The sequence below is a fragment of the Variovorax sp. OK212 genome (assembly GCF_900112425.1).
GTDB lineage: Bacteria > Pseudomonadota > Gammaproteobacteria > Burkholderiales > Burkholderiaceae_C > Variovorax.
Genome location: NZ_FOLP01000022.1, coordinates 31,118 through 47,752 on the forward strand (window position 1 = coordinate 31,118; position 16,635 = coordinate 47,752).

The following is a 16,635-nucleotide window of genomic DNA, read 5'->3' on the forward strand; positions in this document are numbered from 1 at the left end:
CGGTTATCCCGGGGATACCCTTCACGACAAGGCGGGGTCGCTGATGCACACTCACGCGCCGCCGCGTTTACGCCTTCCTCCCCTCCCTCGTACGTCATGATTTCCAGACCTGTCGCCGCGCTGCTGAACATCGGTCACGCGGTGGATCACATGTTCCTGCTGATCTTCGCCACGGCCGTAAGCGCCATCGCCACCGATTTCGGCTTCGAGCGGTGGGAGGACCTGATGCCCTACGGCGTCGGCGCTTTCTTTGTCTTCGGACTGGGCTCGCTGCCTTCTGGACGGCTGGGCGATCTCTGGGGCCGGCGCTCCATGATGGTGCTGTTCTTCTTCGGCATGGGCGCGGCCGCGCTGCTGGCCTCGATCACGCGCTCTGCCTGGGAGATGGCCGGCGCGCTCACGCTGATCGGCCTCTTCGCCTCCATCTACCACCCGGTGGGCATCCCCATGTTGCTGCAGCAATCGGCCCGGCCGGGCGCGACCATCGGGCTCAACGGGCTGGTCGGCAATCTCGGGATCGCAGTGGCGGCCGCCCTCACCGGCCTGCTCGTCAAGTGGCTCGGCTGGCGCGCGGCCTTCGCGGTGCCCGGGCTGGTGTCCATCGCGGTCGGCTTCGTGTTCGTCTTCGTCTGCCCGCCCGAGCGCGAATCCCCCGCGAAGCGCCCCGGCGGCGCCGCGATCACCCTGCCTGCCGGCCTGCTGGCGCGCGCGCTGGCAATCATGACCGCCGCCGCGGCCACAAGCAGCCTGCTGTTCAACTTCACCACCAACGGCAATGCGCAGTTGCTGACGGAACGCCTGCGCGGCGTGGCCGAAGACCCCGCGCTTCTGGGCGCCCTGCTGGGCAGCGTGTATGCGGTGGCCTCGCTCGCCCAGCTCGTCGTCGGCCGGCTCATCGACAGGATGCCGCTCAAGCCGCTCTACATGGGCGTGACGCTGGCGCAGGTACCGCTGCTGCTCCTGGCCTCGCAGGCCCAAGGCTGGTGGCTTTACGGCGCGCTGCTGTGCGCGATGACCTTCATCTTCGGCGCCATCCCGTTCACCGACGCGATGATCGTGCGCTACGTGGATGACCGGATCCGCTCACGCGTCGCCGGCATGCGCCTGGCGGTGTCGCTCAGCGTCAGCTCGCTGGCGGTGTGGATGCTCGGCCCGGTCGTCAAGGGCATGGGCTTCGGAACGCTGCTGTGCGTGCTGGCCGCGATCTCGCTATGCACCGCGGCCGTGGTCGGGCTGCTGCCGCGGGAACACGCGCGCGAAACGCCCTGAGAAGCCGTCCCAAAGCAACCCGTGGAACTCAGGGCACCGCGCAGCCCAGACCCCTCAGCCGGGCGTCGACCCAAGACGTATCGTGGCGGCCGCTCTCGATGTTGGCGATGGTCCGGGCCTCTTCCTGCATCTTGCGGCACACCTCGACGTAGATGGCCCCAACATCGGCGAAGGGAATGCACAGCACGCCATCGTCGTCGCCAACGATCAGGTCGCCGGGATGCACGACCATGCCGGCGATCGCGACAGGCACGTTGATCTCGCCCGGCCCGTCCTTGTAAGGGCCGCGATGCGTTACTCCCACCGCGTATACCGGCAATGCCGCCGCGCGCAGCACAGCCGTGTCGCGTATGGCCCCGTGGATGACCATGCCGCCAAGCTTGCGATGGATCGCATAGCCGACCATCAGCTCGCCAATCAGCGCATTGCTCAGCTCGCCGCCCGCGTCGACCACGATCACGTCGCCGGGCTCGGCCATGTCCAGCGCCTTGTGGATCATCAGGTTGTCGCCGGGGCGCGTCTTGACGGTAACCGCCGCGCCGCTCAGCACACCGCCTTCGCGCACCGGCCGCAGCGCGGCGCCCCCGGCGGTCATGCGCGCCATGCAGTCGCTGATGTTGGCCACTGGCAGGCCGCGAAAGTTCTCCACCACCTCCGCATCGACCTTGCGCGTGCGCTCGCGTATCTGGAAGCCAATCATGGAAATCCCTCAGTTGATGGGCGTGAGTAGCGGCTCGCCCGCGAAATGCCGCGTCGCGTTGTCGATGAAGCGCTGGACCGAAGCCTGGATGGCCTCCGGCGAGATGCCGCCCACGTGCGGCGTGAGAATCGCGTTCTCCAGCCCGAGCAGCGCCGCGGGTGGCGTGGGCTCGCCTTCGTACACGTCGAGCGCCGCGGAGAAGATGCGGTGCTCGCGCAGCGCATCTGCTACTGCCGCCGTGTCCACCACGCTGCCGCGCGCGATGTTCACCAGGACACCGCCAGGCCCAAGCCGAGTGAGCACCTCGGCATCGATCAGGTGAAAGGTTTCCTTGCCGCCCGGTGTGGCAACGATCAGGAAATCGCACCAGGCCGCCAGCGCATGCAGGCTGTCGAAGAAGGCGTACGGCGCGTCGTCCTTGCGGTTGCGCCCGAAGTAGCCGATCTCCATGTCAAAGCCCTCCGCGCGCCGCGCGATCTTGCGGCCAATGGCGCCAAGCCCGACGATGCCGATACGCTTGCCCGACACGTGCGGCGGCCGGGGGATGTCGTCGCGCCAAACGCCCTGGCGCACCAGCACGTTCAGCGTGGGCACCCGGCGGATCGCGCTCAGCAGCAGCGCCATCGCATGGTCGGCCACGCAGCTGTCGTTGGTGGCCGCGGCGTTGGCCACGCGGATGCCGCACGCCGTGGCATGCGCGATGGCGACGTTCTCGAAGCCAACGCCGAGCGTACAGATGATCTTCAGCCGCGGCATCGCATCGATCTCCTCGGGCGTGATGCCGTTGGTGCCGTTGGTGAGCACGACCTGGATCTCGCTGCCCCGTGCGGCGATCTGCGCCGCGCCGTTGGAACGGTCAGCGCCCAGCCCTTCGTTGGGCGCGTAGATGAGCTCGAAGGATTTCGACACGAGCTTGCGGTGTTCGGGAGTGATATAGACCAGGACGAGTAGCAAGGGCTTCATGGGATGAAAAAAACGAAGGACCAGATGGAGAAGGAACGGATCAGGGCGCGAGCACGCGGCCGGGATTGAGGATGCCCGAAGGATCCAGAGCTTGCTTGAGCGTGCGCATCAGGCCGAGCGCCACCGGGCTCTTGCTGCGCACGAGTTCCTCGCACTTGGCCGAACCGATGCCGTGCTCGGCGGAGATGGAACCGCCCGCCGCCGTCACGGCCGCATAGACGGAACGGCTGACCCGAGGCTCGAACTCGCGCAGCCACGCCGCGCTGTCCGCGCCCTCGGGCGCCTGCAGGTTGTAGTGGAGGTTGCCGTCGCCGAGATGGCCGAAGTTCACCAGCCGCACGCCGGGGAAAGCCTGTTGCAGCGCGGCATCGGTCGCCTCGCAGAAGGCCGGGATGCGCGAGACCGGCAAGGCGATGTCGTGCTTGATGTTCAACCCCTCTTCCATCTGCGCCAGCGTGATGGTCTCCCGCAGGTGCCACATGTCATGGGACTGCGACAGGGTCTCCGCGACGGCGGCGTCGCCCGCAAGGCCATCTTCCATCGCCGTTTCGAGCAGTCTCTCGAGCACGTCGCGTGCATGGGCCTCGCTTTCGGCATCGGAGAGCTCGATCAGCACCGTCCACGGCGACGCCGGCAGCGGATGGCGCAGATGGGGGAAATGCTTGCGCACCAGCGCGAGCGAGAACGCGTTCATCACCTCGAAGCCGGTCAGCGCAGAACCCGCGCGCGCCTGTGCGAGTTGCAGCAGCGCCACGGCCTGGGCCAGGGTCTCGCAGGCGGCGAGCGCGGTCAGGGTGGCGGCAGGCTGCGGATACAGCTTCAGCGTGGCGGCGGTGATCACGCCCAGCGTGCCTTCGCTCCCGATGTAGAGGTCGCGCAGGTCATAGCCGGCGTTGTCCTTGCGCAGGCCGGTCAGGCCGTTCCAGATCTCGCCCCGGGCCGTGACCACCTCGATGCCCAGACAGAGTTCGCGCGCGTTCCCGTAACGCAGCACCTGCGTGCCGCCCGCGTTCGTCGCGAGGTTGCCGCCGATGGTGCAGCTGCCCTCCGCGCCGAGGCTCAGCGGCAGCAGCAGTCCCCTGGCCTGCGCGGTTTCTTGCACCGTCTGCAGCACGCAACCCGCCTCGACGGTGAGCGAGAGGTTGGCCTCGTCGACCTCGCGCACGCGATTCATGCGCGAAAGGCTCAGCAGCACTTGCGTGCCGCTCTCGTCCGGCGTGGAGCCGCCGACCAGGCCAGTGTTGCCACCCTGCGGCACCAGTGGCACGCCGTGCGCCGCGCAGGTGCGCAGCACTGCGGCGACTTCCTCAGTATCGCGCGGCCGCACGACCGCCAGCGCCCGGCCCCGCAGACGCTTGCGCCAATCCTGCTCGAAAGCCGACAGGTCGCCGCCGATGAGCACCTGCGCTTCGCCGACGGCCGCGCGCAGCGCGGCGACCACGGCGTCCGTGTCTCGCCGCGGCCTGTCGTCAGCGCTGGCCGTCATACACGGAGATCTGGTCCACGCGCAGGCCGCCCAGGCGCTCGTGCACGCGGGGGCCGGTCGACATCGCAAGCGCATACAGCAGCTCATCGGGACGCGGCGAATCGGAGATGCTGACCTCCATCGTGTTGAAGTGGCTGCGCACATAGCAAGCCTCGATGTGGTGGAGCGGCACCTGCAGCCGGCTCCCCGCCGCGCCGACGAACTTGCCCGCGGGAACGATCGACTTCGCGTGCGTGAGGACGGCGCGCATGGCCCAGCCTCCCGCCTCGTGCCACATCGCGCCATGCTCCAGCTCGCCGTTGGTGCCGACGATGGCGCCCTTGCCGTAGGTCTGGATCTTGTCGTTGCCGCCCAGCGCCGAGATCAGCTCTGGCACCATGTCATTGGCCAGCACGCGCGCATCCTTCACGAAGGAGGCCAGCTCCTCGGCATTGGCGTAGCGGCCAGCGAAGGGGTTGGCCACGACGACGGCGATCACGCCGAGCTTCAGCGGCGTCGCGGCGACGGCACCGCCTTCATGGTAGACCGTCTCGATGTTGAGTACTTGCTTGCGAATCTTGATCTGCGACATGGGGGTCCTTGAAGGTGCGCGCTGGCGAGATGAAAAAGAAAGTCAGTCGATGGCGGATCAGGCCGCCTTGGGCTCGGCACCGAACTGCACGCCGGCCCATTGCTCGAAGTGCCGGATGGTGTGGACGTTGTCCAGCGCGCCGTCGCCCTGGGTGATGGCAAAAGCCAGGAACTGCCGCGCCGCGGGGCCGACCTGCATCGGCACGCCGAGCTTCTCGGCCTCCTCGATGCACATCTTCACGTCCTTGTGCAGCAGTTCGGTGGTGAAGCGCACCGGGAAGTTGCGGTGCAGCACGCACTGCGGAATGCGCTCCAGCGTGGCAAAGGAGCGACCGCTGGAGACGTTCAGCACGTTGAGCATGGTCTCGGGGTCGAGCCCCGCCTTCACGCCGTAGACCAGCGCCTCGCAGCTGGCGACCATGCTGGCCGCGTACAGCGTGTTGTTGATGATCTTCATGGTCTGGCCTAGGCCGGGCTCGGTGCCCAAGTAGAAGATGTTCTTGCCCAGTACCTTGAGCAGCGGCTCCACCTCGCGGAACACGTTCTCCTTGCCCGAGGGCATGATCGCCAGTGTTCCCTTCTCCGCCGCCACCGTGCCGCCGCTGACAGGCGCGCCGACGAATTCGATGTTCTTCTTCGCCAGCGTGGCCGCCACCTCGTTGGTGACCGAAGGGCCGGTGGTCGACAGGTCGAGAACGATTCGCACGGCCTTGCCTTGGATGACGCCGCCCGGCCCCGTCGCCACCTGGCTCACTACGGCTGGCACCGGTAGGCACAGCAGCACGATCTCGCACTGGTTGGCGAGGTCCAGCGTGCTCGAGGCGGTCTTTGCGCCTTTGGCCCGCAGGCGCTCGACAGCCGCCGGGCTCGTGTCGAACACGCACAGGTCGCGGCCTGCTGCCAGCAGGCGCGTGCCGAAGTGCACGCCGATGTTGCCAAGGCCGATGAGTCCGATTTTCATGAAAACAGCTCCAGTGTTGTGATTCTTGGGCGCCGCGCACGTCCTTGAGATACGGGGCACTCGGCAGCATTGCCGTGCGTCAGGAATCGTAGGGACATGGAGCCCCGCTGTCCTATGCCATTTCTGGCGCGGGATATAGCCTGTTGTTAAGGCCTGGCGTCAGAGCAGCGCCGTCAGGATCTCGATGAACTTGTCGGCGTGCGTGACCTGCCGGCCGAAGACCGAGCGCGCGATGCTGGGCGCCAGGGGAATCTCCTCGACCAGCGGCCGTATCTGCAAGCCAGACCACGGGCCGCCGCGCGCGGTGTACTCGTCGACGATCGCCGCGCCCGTGCCCGCGCGCACGAGCGAGCATGCGATCTCGGTCTGCAGCACGGTGATGCGCGGCGTCAGCTCGACGCCGGCGGCCTCGAAGGCTGCGGCCACCATCTTGCCGAATTGGATGCTTGGATGGTGGGTGATCAGCGGGTACTTGCCGAGATCGGCTAGGCCAACCACGTCGAGCAACGCGAGGTCGTGGCTGTCAGGCATCACGCAGACCATGCGACCCTTGGCGAAAGACTCGACCTTCAGGTTCGGGTGCTCCAGCGGCAGCACCGAGACCACGAGATCCACCTTGTTGCTCAGCACCTCGGCCGCCATGGTATGAAGCAGAGCCGTATGGTAGTTGACCCCGATGCGCGGATAGCGCTCGGTGAAGCGCGCGATGGCGGCGGGCACCACCGCGTAGCTCAGGCAGGGGCTCGAAGAGAGATTGAGCGTGCCGGACGGCCCGCGCGAGAGATCGGTCGCGAAGTCGTTGACGCGCATTGCGTTCTGATAGAGCCCGTCGACCTCGCGAAACAGCGCCTCGCCTTCGAAGGTAGGGATCAGCTTACCCTTGGTGCGGTTGAAAAGCTTGAAGCCCAGCGACTGCTCCGTGTGCGAGATGATCCGGCTCACGGCCGGCTGCGAGACGAAGAGCATCTTGGCGGCGCCATTGATCGAACCGGTCACCATGACCGCTCGAAATACTTCCATCTGGCGCAGCCTGAATTTCATTGGTCGCCGCAGTGTAGCAACGCACAGCCTCTCAGCGTCCGCGTCTTGCCGCTGGACGCAGCTATTGCGCTTACCGGCAAGCATCGAGCTCTGAAGGTACGCCGCCAAGCCGTTAGCTCAGGCACGAGCGCGACATAGAGTGACTCATATTTGTGCGCAGCGGCGAGAAAGCCAGCTGCTGACGGGTACATGTCCCGATCCATCTCTCACAGATGCAGCGCCGTTGGAAAAACTGACGAAAGAGGCTCGCGCCGATGGCCAAGGAGCTGCAGGCCGAGGGACGAGGCTGGGTGGACGTGGTCCCGCGCGCCAGCCAGCAGGCTAAGGCGAGTTCGTGGCGGTCACGATAGGGTTTCAAGTTGTGATGGGGTGCCCCTGACAGCCGTTGGCGAGAAGCCAAAACGCTTTTTGAATCGGACCGAGAAGCGTGAGGCCGATTCGTAGCCGACTTGAGAGGCGATATCCGAAATTGGCCGGTCCGTCACCTGCAGGAGCGTCAGTGCCGCCGTCATGCGCACATCAATCAGAATGTCGTTGAATGACTGCCCCTGATCCGCAAGACGGCGCCTGAAAGTCGCTTCGCTCATGGCAAGAGATTGCGCCAGATCTCTTGCAATCCACGTGTTTTCCGGTGCAGCTCCGATCATGAGACGCACTTTCCTTTGCAGATCGGAAGACGTCTCCACACCGAAGATCATCCCTGTATGTGCTAACCAGGCCAGCAGCTCCTGCATCTGGTGCTCCGCAACGATGTCGGGAATTCGGTCAGGCAAGACGATGGTTTGCATGACGCGCTCGAACGATTGCACGAATTCATCGCCCATGTTTTTCAAGGTGGCAATATGTTTCAGCCTCTTATGATCAGGAAAAGCCTTCTCCACTTTCGACAGGATAGGGGTTGCGCAGACGATCCAAGAGGATTCAAACTCTCCACGCTCTGTTTCGTTTTGAACATCGCAAGTCGTGCCCGGTGCAATCGCCACCGCGTCGCCTGGTAATAGTCTGATCTTCTTGCCGGTGATCGTGATGGTTTTCCGACCACGTCTGAGCAAAATGAGCGCGGGATGATCGGTGACGAAAGTGTGAACGAGCAAATCGCTTCGTTGGCGCACCGATGCGGCCAGACCCAAGTCCTGTCTGAACCATACTTTCCGTTGGATTCGGGCTTCCGAGTTCATATGCAACCTCGACATGAGCCTAGCCGATGTGCTCGACGGAGTAAATCACATTGATCGAATCGGCACATCAAGTGATTGCATCGGCACATTCAAGAAAGTGCGTTAGGTCTATCTTTCGCAGAACCTTGAACAACGGAGAAGTTTGATGATTCTGTATTCCTCGCCGCTAGCCTGCTCGAGCGCAGCTCACATGATCCTGCTTGAGCTTGGCATCCCCCATGAAGTCGAGTTCGTTGACATCTACGCGCGGCCGCACATATTGATTGAAGGCGGGACACCGTTCACTGATGTGAATCTCAAAAACTCAGTTCCCGCGCTTAGGCTGGATTCCGGGGAGTTGCTGACCGAAATCGGCGTCATCCTCCAATACATTGCCGACCTGAAGCCGGAATCCGGCCTGCTCCCGAAAGCAGGCAGTTTGGCGCGCTATCGCGTGATGGAGTGGCTGAGCTATGTGGGCTCCGATGTACATAAAACCATAGGGCCATTGTTCCACCCGCATATGCCAGCCGCTGGAAAGGAGATACACAAACAGAACCTGGATCGCAGGCTGACTTACATCGAACAGCGGCTGGCACACCAAACGTATTTGATGGGCGAGACTTTTACGGTAGCTGATGCCTACCTGTTCGTGATGATCGGGTGGAAGCCCTACTTCAAATTCGAACTGGCGCCATATCCAAATCTCGCCAAATTCCACAAACGCGTGGCATCGAGACCGTCATTTGCAGATGTTCTTCAGCTCATCGAACCGGTGCTTAAGCTGGTGAATCTTCCGGTATTCCCCAGCGCGGCCCGCGTCCGCGACGACGTGGTGCGGCATGCTTGATGCATGGACCAAGACCTCATCGCTTCCGCCTTCGTGAATACATCGCGCCGCAGCAGTTTGAGAGAGTGGTCTTTGGAGAAGCGATGCATCGGAACTCCGACATCTTCGCTGTTTCCTTGCTGTAGATAAAGGACTCTATCTCACTGGTGCGGCAAAGCGCCTGCATATCGAGCAGTCGCTACTGTCGCGGAAGATCAGGGCGTTGAAGAAGACCTCAGCGTTCGGCTACCCATCCGCACTCATGCAGTCCGCGCCAGTCGCGTGCCAGAAGGAGGCGACGCCTTGATCAGAGCCTGGCGATGTGGCTCACCACGATCGCTGGCACAGGCTGAATTGATCTCATCTTGAGAGATTTTTGGCCGCCTGGCTAGCCGCCCGTTCGACCTTCAACCTTTCCGCGCTTCGAACATGCGCTGAAGCAACTTCTGAAGGAGTTGCTGATCTGACGCGCTCAGCTGTTCGACGATCGGGGCCAGTGCCTGCTGCCCTTGCACACGCAGCCGCTTGACGAGCTTGGCCCCGTCGCTCGTCAGAAAAACGTCCGTCGCCCTTCCGTCATCTTCGTTCGGCGCGCGCGCTACCAGTCCCCTCTTTTCTGCTCGGGCGATAAGCCCTGACATCGTCTGCTTCTCCAGCCCGAGATAGTCGGCGAGTTCGGTCATTCGCGGGCGTCGATCCCACAGGATTCCCAGGACGCGGATCAGCGAGAGAGACAAGTCGTTCTCGGCGCCTATCTTGTTGATCACGGCCATCGTGACAAAGGCAGTCGTCACAAGGGCGTTGGCCAGCCCTTCGTCCGACGCGGGGGCTTGCTTCATGGATTTTTTTTCTCTCGTCATGGCTCCATGTTGACATAGTTCGTATTGCGCATCAATAATAGATCGCACTACGAACTTTATGGCCCGCGTGCCCACCGAAGGAGAACCCATGAAAGCTGCTGTCATCACCTCGTTCGACCAACCGCCGCACTACAGCGACTACACCGCTCCCGTACCCCAAGGGCCGGGAGAAATGCTCGTCGAGGTGCTCGCGGCCGGCCTGCATCACGTCACTCGCGGCCAAGCTTCGGGCGTTCATTACTCCAGCAGTGGGGGGCTGCCGCTCGTCCCGGGTGTCGATGGCGTCGGGCGCGGTACCGACGGCAAGCTGCGCTACTTCGTGCAGAGCCCCGGGCAAATCGGCACGATGGCCGATAAAACGGTGATCGAAATCGACCACAGCATCGAGCTGCCGAGCGGCAGCGATCCGGTAACGGTCGCAGGCGCGATGAATCCTGCGATGGCTTCCTGGCTAGCCCTGCGCTGCCGCGTGCCGTTTCAGAGCGGGCAAAAAGTGCTCATCCTCGGTGCCACCGGAAGTTCAGGCAGCATGGCCGTGCAGATCGCCCGGCATCTGGGAGCGTCGCAGGTCATCGCCGCTGGGCGCGACGAGGAGAGACTCGCGAAGCTGCCCGCGCTTGGCGCCACAGAGATCGTGGCGCTGGGGGATGCCGGGTTGGGCGCCCTTGCGCGCGACGTGGATGTCGTGCTCGATCTCGTTTGGGGTGAGAGTGCGGTTCGCGTCATGGAGACCGTACTCAAGCAACGGACGGATCGCAGCTTGCCGATCACCTGGATACACATCGGCTCGATGGCGGGTGAAGTCGCTGACATTCCAGGCGCCTTCCTGCGATCTGCAAAGCTCCAGATCGTGGGCAGCGGGTACGGCTCGGTGTCGGGTCGCGAGATCCTCATGGAGTTGCCAGCGCTGGCAAGAGAGATCGCAGGCGGAACGTTCCGGATCGACGTGAAGGCCATGCCACTGCGCAATGTGGAACTAGCGTGGGCCGAGGCAACCCACGCGAGCGAGCGCATCGTCTTCACGCCATGACGAACGGTCGGCTATCCTCCCTGGTCGCGACCTGCGGGCTGGTCCTGCTGTTGGCAGCCTGCGCCAGTCCGTCATTGCGCGCGCCTGTAGCCATTGAGCTGCCCGAGGTCTGGCGCGCGCCCTTGCCCCATGACGGATCGACGGTGGCACTCGCCGATTGGTGGAAGGCATTTCCCGATCCGATGCTCGTCCATTTGATCGAACGTGCCCAGGCAGCCAATCCGAACCTGCAGGTCGCCGCCGCCCGGCATCGGCAGGCGCGCGCCCTGGTCGCACAAGCCCGAGCCGGCCTGCTGCCGCAACTTGGCGTAAATGCCACATCGAGCCGTGGCAAGAATCTGAACAGCGTCCCCGGCGTTTCCACCCAGTCCGACGTCCAATTCAATGCCAGTTGGGAGATCGACCTTTTTGGTGGCAAGCGCGCCGAAGCCGATGAACAGGCGGCGCAAGCTGACGCCGCTCAACATGACTGGCACGCCGCCCGCGTGACGCTGGCAGCCGATGTCGCCGGAGCCTACGTGAACCTACGGCTGGCTCAGGCGCGCGAGGAAGTAGCCGAACTCGACGGCCTCCTGGCAGCTCAGCTTGCCGTTTGGGGGCGGCAACAGCAGGCGGTAGGCCTCATGAACGCCAGCGACGTGGCCTTGTTGCAGACCGATGCTTCCCTCGCCACTGCGCGTCGCAGTGCCGAGCGAGCGGAAGCGCAGGTAGCCCTGCAGGAACTGGCCTTGCTGCTCGGCGTGTCGGCGGCCCCGTTGGCGGCCGAGCTGCAAGCCCCCGCCTTGCCCGCCGCCTGGATATCTCCTCGCCGCTCGCTTCCCCGCGCGCCCGCCTTCGCGGTCCACACAATGCCGGCACAGTTGCTGGCGCAGCGTCCGGATGTGGCCGCAGCCCATCGGCGCTGGTTGGCCTCGCAGGCCCACCAACGCAGCGTGGACGCCCAGCGTTATCCGCAGCTCAGTCTGGGTGCATTGATCGGCGAAGCGCGTCTGCGTGTGGGCGGAGAGAGTTCGGTGAGTTCCCTGTGGTCGATCGGCCCGAGCTTGACGCTGCCGCTGTTCGACGGTGGGGCACGCCGTGCACAAGGCCAGGCTGCGCTCGCCGCAGTCGATGAGGCGGCTGCAACCCTGCAAGCGAAGTGGCAAACCGCCGTCGCCGAGGTCGAGGAGTCAATGGAGCGCACGGCAGCAACGCGCGACCGCCAGCGCGAAGCTGAATCCGTAGCGCGTGAGTGGCAGGGCATTGCACAGCGTGCCGTCCTGCAGGCGCAGGCAGGCCTGCACAGCGGAGCGCAGCGTGTCACTTCGCAACGCAATGCATTGACGGCGCACGGCGACTTGCTTACCGCCCAGGCGGATCAGGCACAAGCCTGGTTCCGTCTGTACCGCAGTCTTGGCGGCGGTTGGAACGCCGGCCCAGGTCCCATCGATCAACTTGCCGCTCAACCATGAAACTTCACCCCGTCTACCCCTTTTCTGCAGTCGTCTGTCTTTGCGTTGCCTCCGCCGTGCTGCTTGTCGTCACGCGCAGCGCCGCTCAACCGACGCACTCCCCTGATGCGCCACCCGCACTGACGGTCAAGCCAATTTCCGCCGTCTCACAGCGATGGCCGCAGACACTGGCCGCAGTCGGCAGCATCGCTGCCTGGCAGGAAGTGGTGGTCGGCGCCGAGATAGGTGGCCAGCGCCTGTCGCGGCTGCTGGTCGATGTCGGGGACAGGGTGAAGCAGGGGCAGCTTCTGGCGCAACTCAGCCCTGGCACCCTCGAAGCCGACCTGAACGCCAGCCGTGCTGCGCTTCAGGAGGCCGAGGTCAATGCCGCAGACACGGGCCGCGCTGCCGCCCGCGCCAAAGCGCTACAGGGCACCGAGATCTTGTCGGCCCAGGCCATTGATCAGGCCCTGGCGGCCGGCGACGCCGCGCAAGCCCGTCTGGCCGCAGCCCGTGCACGCGTGCAGGCCGATACGCTGCGACTGGCCTACACCCAAGTGCGCGCGCCAGACGACGGTGTGATCAGCGCCCGGCCCGCTGTTGAAGGCGCGCTCGTTCAAGCGGGGGCAGAAATCATGCGCCTGCAGCGCCAGGGCCGGCTGGAATGGCGCGCCGAATTGCCGGGGCCGGAACTTGGACGCGTGGCACCAGGCCAGGCCGTGGTCATCAGACCAGGCGGTGCGCAGGCCACCGAAGGCCGCGTGCGCAAAGTCTCGCCTCAAGTCGATCCGCAAAGTCGTACCGGCATCGTGTACGTGGACCTCAAGCCCTCCGCGCCGGTGCGCGCCGGCCTGTTCGCCCGTGGTGAGCTGCTGTTGGACCAGCACACGGTGCTGACGCTGCCCGAAACCGCCGTCCTGCTGCGCGATGGTTTCAGCTATGTGCTCCGTATCGATGGCGACAGGGTGCGCCAGCAGAAAGTAACGTTAGGCGCGAGGCGCGGTGACCGGGTGGAGATCCGCGAAGGGCTTGCCGCCGACACGGCAGTCGTCGAATCCGGCGTTGGCTTCCTTGCGGATGGCATGACGGTGCGCGTCACGGCCGCCAGTCCGAATACATCTCCCCAAACCACCACGCGCTGAAGGGAAAGACCATGAACTTCTCCGCTTGGTCGATCCGCAACCCTGTGCCGGCCATCCTTCTATTCGTCATGCTCACGGTGGCTGGGCTGTTCGCGTTCCACGGCGCCAAGGTCCAGAACTTCCCGGACGTGGATCTGCCCATGATCACCGTCATGGCCAGCCTGCCAGGCACTGCTCCGGCCCAGATGGAAACCGAGGTTGCGCGCAAGCTGGAGAACGCGATGGCCACGATGAAAGGGCTCAGGCACCTGCACACGAAGGTGCAGGACGGCGTGGCCACGGTCTCCGCGGAATTCCGCCTCGAGAAGCCGCCGCAGGAAGCCTTGGACGACACCCGCGCCGCCGTGGCCCGTGTGAGGGCGGATCTTCCTGCGGCCTTACGTGATCCCGTCATCAGTAAGGTCGAGTTCAAGAATGATCCGATCCTGACCTATACGGTGGCATCGCCACGCATGGACGACGAAGCACTGTCGTGGTTCGTCGATGACCAGATCACCCGGCGCCTGCTCGCCGTGCCCGGCGTCGGTTCCGTCATCCGCGTGGGCGGTGTGAACCGAGAAGTGCGCGTCGAACTCGACCCGGACCGATTGCTGGCATTGCGTCTGAGTGCAGCCAATGTCTCGCGCCAGCTTGTCCAGGTGCAACGCGAGGCACCGGGCGGACGTACCAGGCTGGGCAGTGGCGAACAGCCTGTGCGCATGGTCGTCACGGCACCCTCGGCCGGCGCCCTCGCTGCCATGGAGATCCCATTGCCCGATGGGCATGTCGTGCGCCTGGATCAGGTGGCCACCGTCACGGATGCGCTGGCCGAGCAGCGCAGTGGAGCCTTCCTCAACGGCAAGCCAGTGGTCGGCTTCGAGATCCTGCGCACCACAGGCGCCGGTGACATCGACGTTGCCAACGGCGTGCGCCAGGCGCTCGCGGTACTGAAGACGCAACAACCGGACATCCAAATCACGGAAGCGATCAACGCTGTCGATCAAGTGGTAGAAAATTTTGAAGGCAGCATGTCGCTGCTCATCGAGGGCGCCTTGCTCGCGGTGCTGGTGGTGTGGATCTTCCTGCGCGATCTTCGCGCGACGTTCGTCGCCGCCGTGGCGCTGCCGCTGTCCATCGTCCCCAGCTTGTTGTTCATGCAATGGATGGGGTTCACGCTGAATCTCATCACCTTGCTGTCGCTGTCGCTGGTGGTCGGCATCCTGGTGGATGACGCCATCGTCGAAATCGAGAACATCATGCGCCACCTCGCGCAAGGCAAGGAGCCCCTGGTGGCTGCCCGCGAGGCGGCCGACGAGATCGGGCTCGCGGTGATCGCCACTACTTTCGCGCTGATCGCCGTCTTCCTGCCCACCGCTTTCATGACAGGTCTGGTTGGCAAGTTCTTCGTGCAATTCGGCTGGACGGCATCCGTCGCCGTGTTCTTCTCGCTGGTCGTAGCGCGTTTGCTCACGCCGATGATGGCGGCCTACCTGCTAAAGAGGCCGACCCGACCCCATGCCGAACCATTCTGGATGCCAACCTATTTGAAAGCGGCACGCTGGGCCTTCACCCACAAGGTCGCCACACTGGCGATCATGGTGGCCTTCGGTATCGCCAGCTGCACGCCGCTGCTCATGGGTGCGATCAAGGTCGATTTCATGCCGCCGGGCGACCTGAGCCAGACCCGGATCAGCGTCGAGCTGCCGCCAGGCAGCACCTTTGAACAGACGCGCGCCATCGCCGATCAGGTGCGCGCCGCCGTGACGTCGCATCCGCATGTGACGATGGTCTACACAGCCATAGGCGGCGGTAGCACAGGAGGCAACTTGACCGGCGGTGTTGCCGAAGCGCGCACGGCAAATTTGACGCTAAACCTGACGCCACGCAAAAAGCGCCCGGGCCTTACCCAGCAGCATATCGAGAGCGAGCTGCGCACACGCCTGCAGGACGTTGCCGGTGCACGTGTCAATCTGGCCGCAAATGTAGGCTACACACTGGTGCTCTCCGGTGAGGACAGTGACCTGTTGGCGCAACATGCGGCCACGGTGGAGCAGGAACTGCGTAGCCTGGCAGGGATCGGCCAGGTGACCAGCAGTTCGAGTCTGCAGCGACCCGAGTTGATCGTGCGCCCGGACACTGCCCGCGCGGCCGATCAGGGGGTAACGACCGATGCTATTGCAGAGACGGTGCGTGTGGCGACCTTGGGAGACTACGACCAGTTACTTCCGAAGCTCAACCTGAGCCAGCGCCAGGTGCCGATTGTGGTGCGACTGCCTGACGAAGCGATGAGAGACCCGGAACTGCTGAGTCAGCTTACGGTGCCGGGTGCGCGCGGTCCGGTTCCGCTGCGTGACGTGGCGCAGGTGGAGATCGCCAGCGGCCCCGCACAGATCAATCGCCTCGACCGTTTGCGCAACGTGAACTTCGAGATCGAACTCAACGGTCAGGCCCTGGGCGATGTGCAGAAGCGCGCCGCCGCGCTGCCCAGCCTACTGCACCTGCCGCCTGGTCTAGTCAAGAACGAGATTGGACCAGCGGAAACTTCCAACGAGCTTGGCCGGAGTTTCCTGCTGGCGATGGGCACGGGCGTGGTCTGTATCTACATCGTGCTGGTGCTGCTGTTCCACGCCTGGGTACAACCGGTGACGATTCTCGGAGCGCTGCTCTTGTCGATCCCGGGAGCGATCCTGGCGCTGTTCGTGACGGGCACCAACCTCAGTATGCCCGCCATGATCGGGATGATCATGCTGATGGGCATCGCCACCAAGAACTCCATTCTGCTTGTGGAGTACGCCATCGTGGCGCAGCGCGATCACGGCATGTCCCGGCTCGACGCGCTGCTCGACGCCTGCCACAAACGCGCACGCCCGATCGTGATGACCACCCTGGCGATGGGCGCAGGGATGCTCCCCATCGCGCTGGGCTTTGGCGCCGATCCGAGTTTTCGCGCGCCGATGGCCATCGTCGTGATTGGAGGCCTCATCACCTCCACCTTTCTGAGCCTGCTGGTCATTCCAGTCCTCTATGAAGTCGTTGATGACTGCGTCCAGCGCTGCACGCCGAAGCGCTGGATGGCGAAGCGCGAAGCAGTCTCGATCGTTCGCCCTTCCCCCAACCCTTGAATCACGACTGAATCGCCTGCATTGGCAGGCGCTCTGCCCCCACGCAACTGATGCGACGACTCAACGGCCACGTCGAGCGACGGCCCTGTAGTCAAC

The 16,635-nt window shown here is 64.3% G+C and carries 14 protein-coding genes and 1 pseudogene; 7 read left to right on the forward strand and 8 right to left on the reverse strand.

Annotated elements, in window-relative coordinates; genetic code table 11:
* Positions 1-96: 96 nt before the first annotated feature.
* The gene (locus BM004_RS34425; RefSeq protein WP_093220315.1) at positions 97-1,269 is read left to right on the forward strand and encodes an MFS transporter; all 1,173 of its coding nucleotides are present in this window, start codon (positions 97-99) and stop codon (positions 1,267-1,269) included.
* A 28-nt stretch (positions 1,270-1,297) separates the two neighbouring features.
* On the opposite strand, the gene BM004_RS34430 is transcribed toward BM004_RS34425, so the two are convergent.
* The 7 genes from BM004_RS34430 to BM004_RS34460 all read right to left on the reverse strand — a co-directional run bounded on the left by BM004_RS34430 (position 1,298) and on the right by BM004_RS34460 (position 8,168).
* Positions 1,298-1,969 (reverse strand): RraA family protein, encoded by a 672-nt coding sequence (locus BM004_RS34430; protein WP_093220318.1) that lies wholly within the window; start codon positions 1,967-1,969, stop codon positions 1,298-1,300.
* 9 nt (positions 1,970-1,978) lie between these two features.
* A complete protein-coding gene (locus BM004_RS34435; RefSeq protein ID WP_093220320.1) occupies positions 1,979-2,932 on the reverse strand; it encodes a 2-hydroxyacid dehydrogenase in 954 nt (317 codons plus the stop codon).
* 40 nt (positions 2,933-2,972) lie between these two features.
* Positions 2,973-4,418 (reverse strand): FAD-binding oxidoreductase, encoded by a 1,446-nt coding sequence (locus BM004_RS34440; protein ID WP_093220323.1) that lies wholly within the window; start codon positions 4,416-4,418, stop codon positions 2,973-2,975.
* Positions 4,402-4,989 carry an amino acid synthesis family protein gene (locus BM004_RS34445; RefSeq protein WP_093220326.1) on the reverse strand — a complete coding sequence of 196 codons (588 nt, stop codon included), beginning with the start codon at positions 4,987-4,989 and terminating at the stop codon, positions 4,402-4,404. Before BM004_RS34445 ends, BM004_RS34440 begins: the two co-directional genes overlap by 17 nt.
* Before the next feature lie 57 nt (positions 4,990-5,046).
* On the reverse strand, positions 5,047-5,949 hold the full coding sequence (locus BM004_RS34450) for an NAD(P)-dependent oxidoreductase (protein ID WP_093220328.1): 903 nt from the start codon (positions 5,947-5,949) through the stop codon (positions 5,047-5,049).
* A gap of 159 nt (positions 5,950-6,108) precedes the next feature.
* Complete coding sequence (locus BM004_RS34455) at positions 6,109-6,990, reverse strand: LysR family transcriptional regulator (RefSeq protein WP_093220331.1); 882 nt, start codon at positions 6,988-6,990, stop codon at positions 6,109-6,111.
* A gap of 341 nt (positions 6,991-7,331) precedes the next feature.
* On the reverse strand, positions 7,332-8,168 hold the full coding sequence (locus BM004_RS34460) for an AraC family transcriptional regulator (protein ID WP_177206707.1): 837 nt from the start codon (positions 8,166-8,168) through the stop codon (positions 7,332-7,334).
* Positions 8,169-8,313: 145 nt separating this feature from the next.
* Here BM004_RS34460 and BM004_RS34465 point away from each other — a divergent pair, with 145 nt between their 5' ends.
* Together BM004_RS34465 and BM004_RS42175 are read left to right on the forward strand one after the other, a co-directional pair.
* Positions 8,314-8,997, forward strand: a complete 684-nt coding sequence (locus BM004_RS34465; protein ID WP_093220336.1) for a glutathione binding-like protein — start codon at positions 8,314-8,316, stop codon at positions 8,995-8,997.
* A gap of 148 nt (positions 8,998-9,145) precedes the next feature.
* A pseudogene (locus tag BM004_RS42175) lies at positions 9,146-9,283 on the forward strand (hypothetical protein); the annotation flags it as partial.
* A 100-nt stretch (positions 9,284-9,383) separates the two neighbouring features.
* Here BM004_RS42175 and BM004_RS34475 read toward each other — a convergent pair.
* Positions 9,384-9,815 carry a MarR family winged helix-turn-helix transcriptional regulator gene (locus BM004_RS34475; RefSeq protein WP_093220339.1) on the reverse strand — a complete coding sequence of 144 codons (432 nt, stop codon included), beginning with the start codon at positions 9,813-9,815 and terminating at the stop codon, positions 9,384-9,386.
* A 109-nt stretch (positions 9,816-9,924) separates the two neighbouring features.
* Between BM004_RS34475 and BM004_RS34480 the strand changes: the two genes are divergently transcribed.
* Genes BM004_RS34480 through BM004_RS34495 form a run of 4 tightly spaced genes read left to right on the forward strand, consistent with a single transcriptional unit; the run spans position 9,925 to position 16,539 of the window.
* Positions 9,925-10,866: a quinone oxidoreductase family protein gene (locus BM004_RS34480; RefSeq protein WP_093220342.1), complete on the forward strand. Its 942-nt coding sequence runs from the start codon at positions 9,925-9,927 to the stop codon at positions 10,864-10,866.
* On the forward strand, positions 10,863-12,317 hold the full coding sequence (locus BM004_RS34485) for an efflux transporter outer membrane subunit (protein ID WP_093220344.1): 1,455 nt from the start codon (positions 10,863-10,865) through the stop codon (positions 12,315-12,317). The genes BM004_RS34480 and BM004_RS34485 overlap by 4 nt, the downstream gene beginning before the upstream one ends.
* Positions 12,314-13,438, forward strand: a complete 1,125-nt coding sequence (locus BM004_RS34490) for an efflux RND transporter periplasmic adaptor subunit (protein ID WP_093220347.1) — start codon at positions 12,314-12,316, stop codon at positions 13,436-13,438. The genes BM004_RS34485 and BM004_RS34490 overlap by 4 nt, the downstream gene beginning before the upstream one ends.
* 11 nt (positions 13,439-13,449) lie before the next feature.
* On the forward strand, positions 13,450-16,539 hold the full coding sequence (locus tag BM004_RS34495) for an efflux RND transporter permease subunit (RefSeq protein WP_093220350.1): 3,090 nt from the start codon (positions 13,450-13,452) through the stop codon (positions 16,537-16,539).
* Positions 16,540-16,635: the final 96 nt, after the last annotated feature.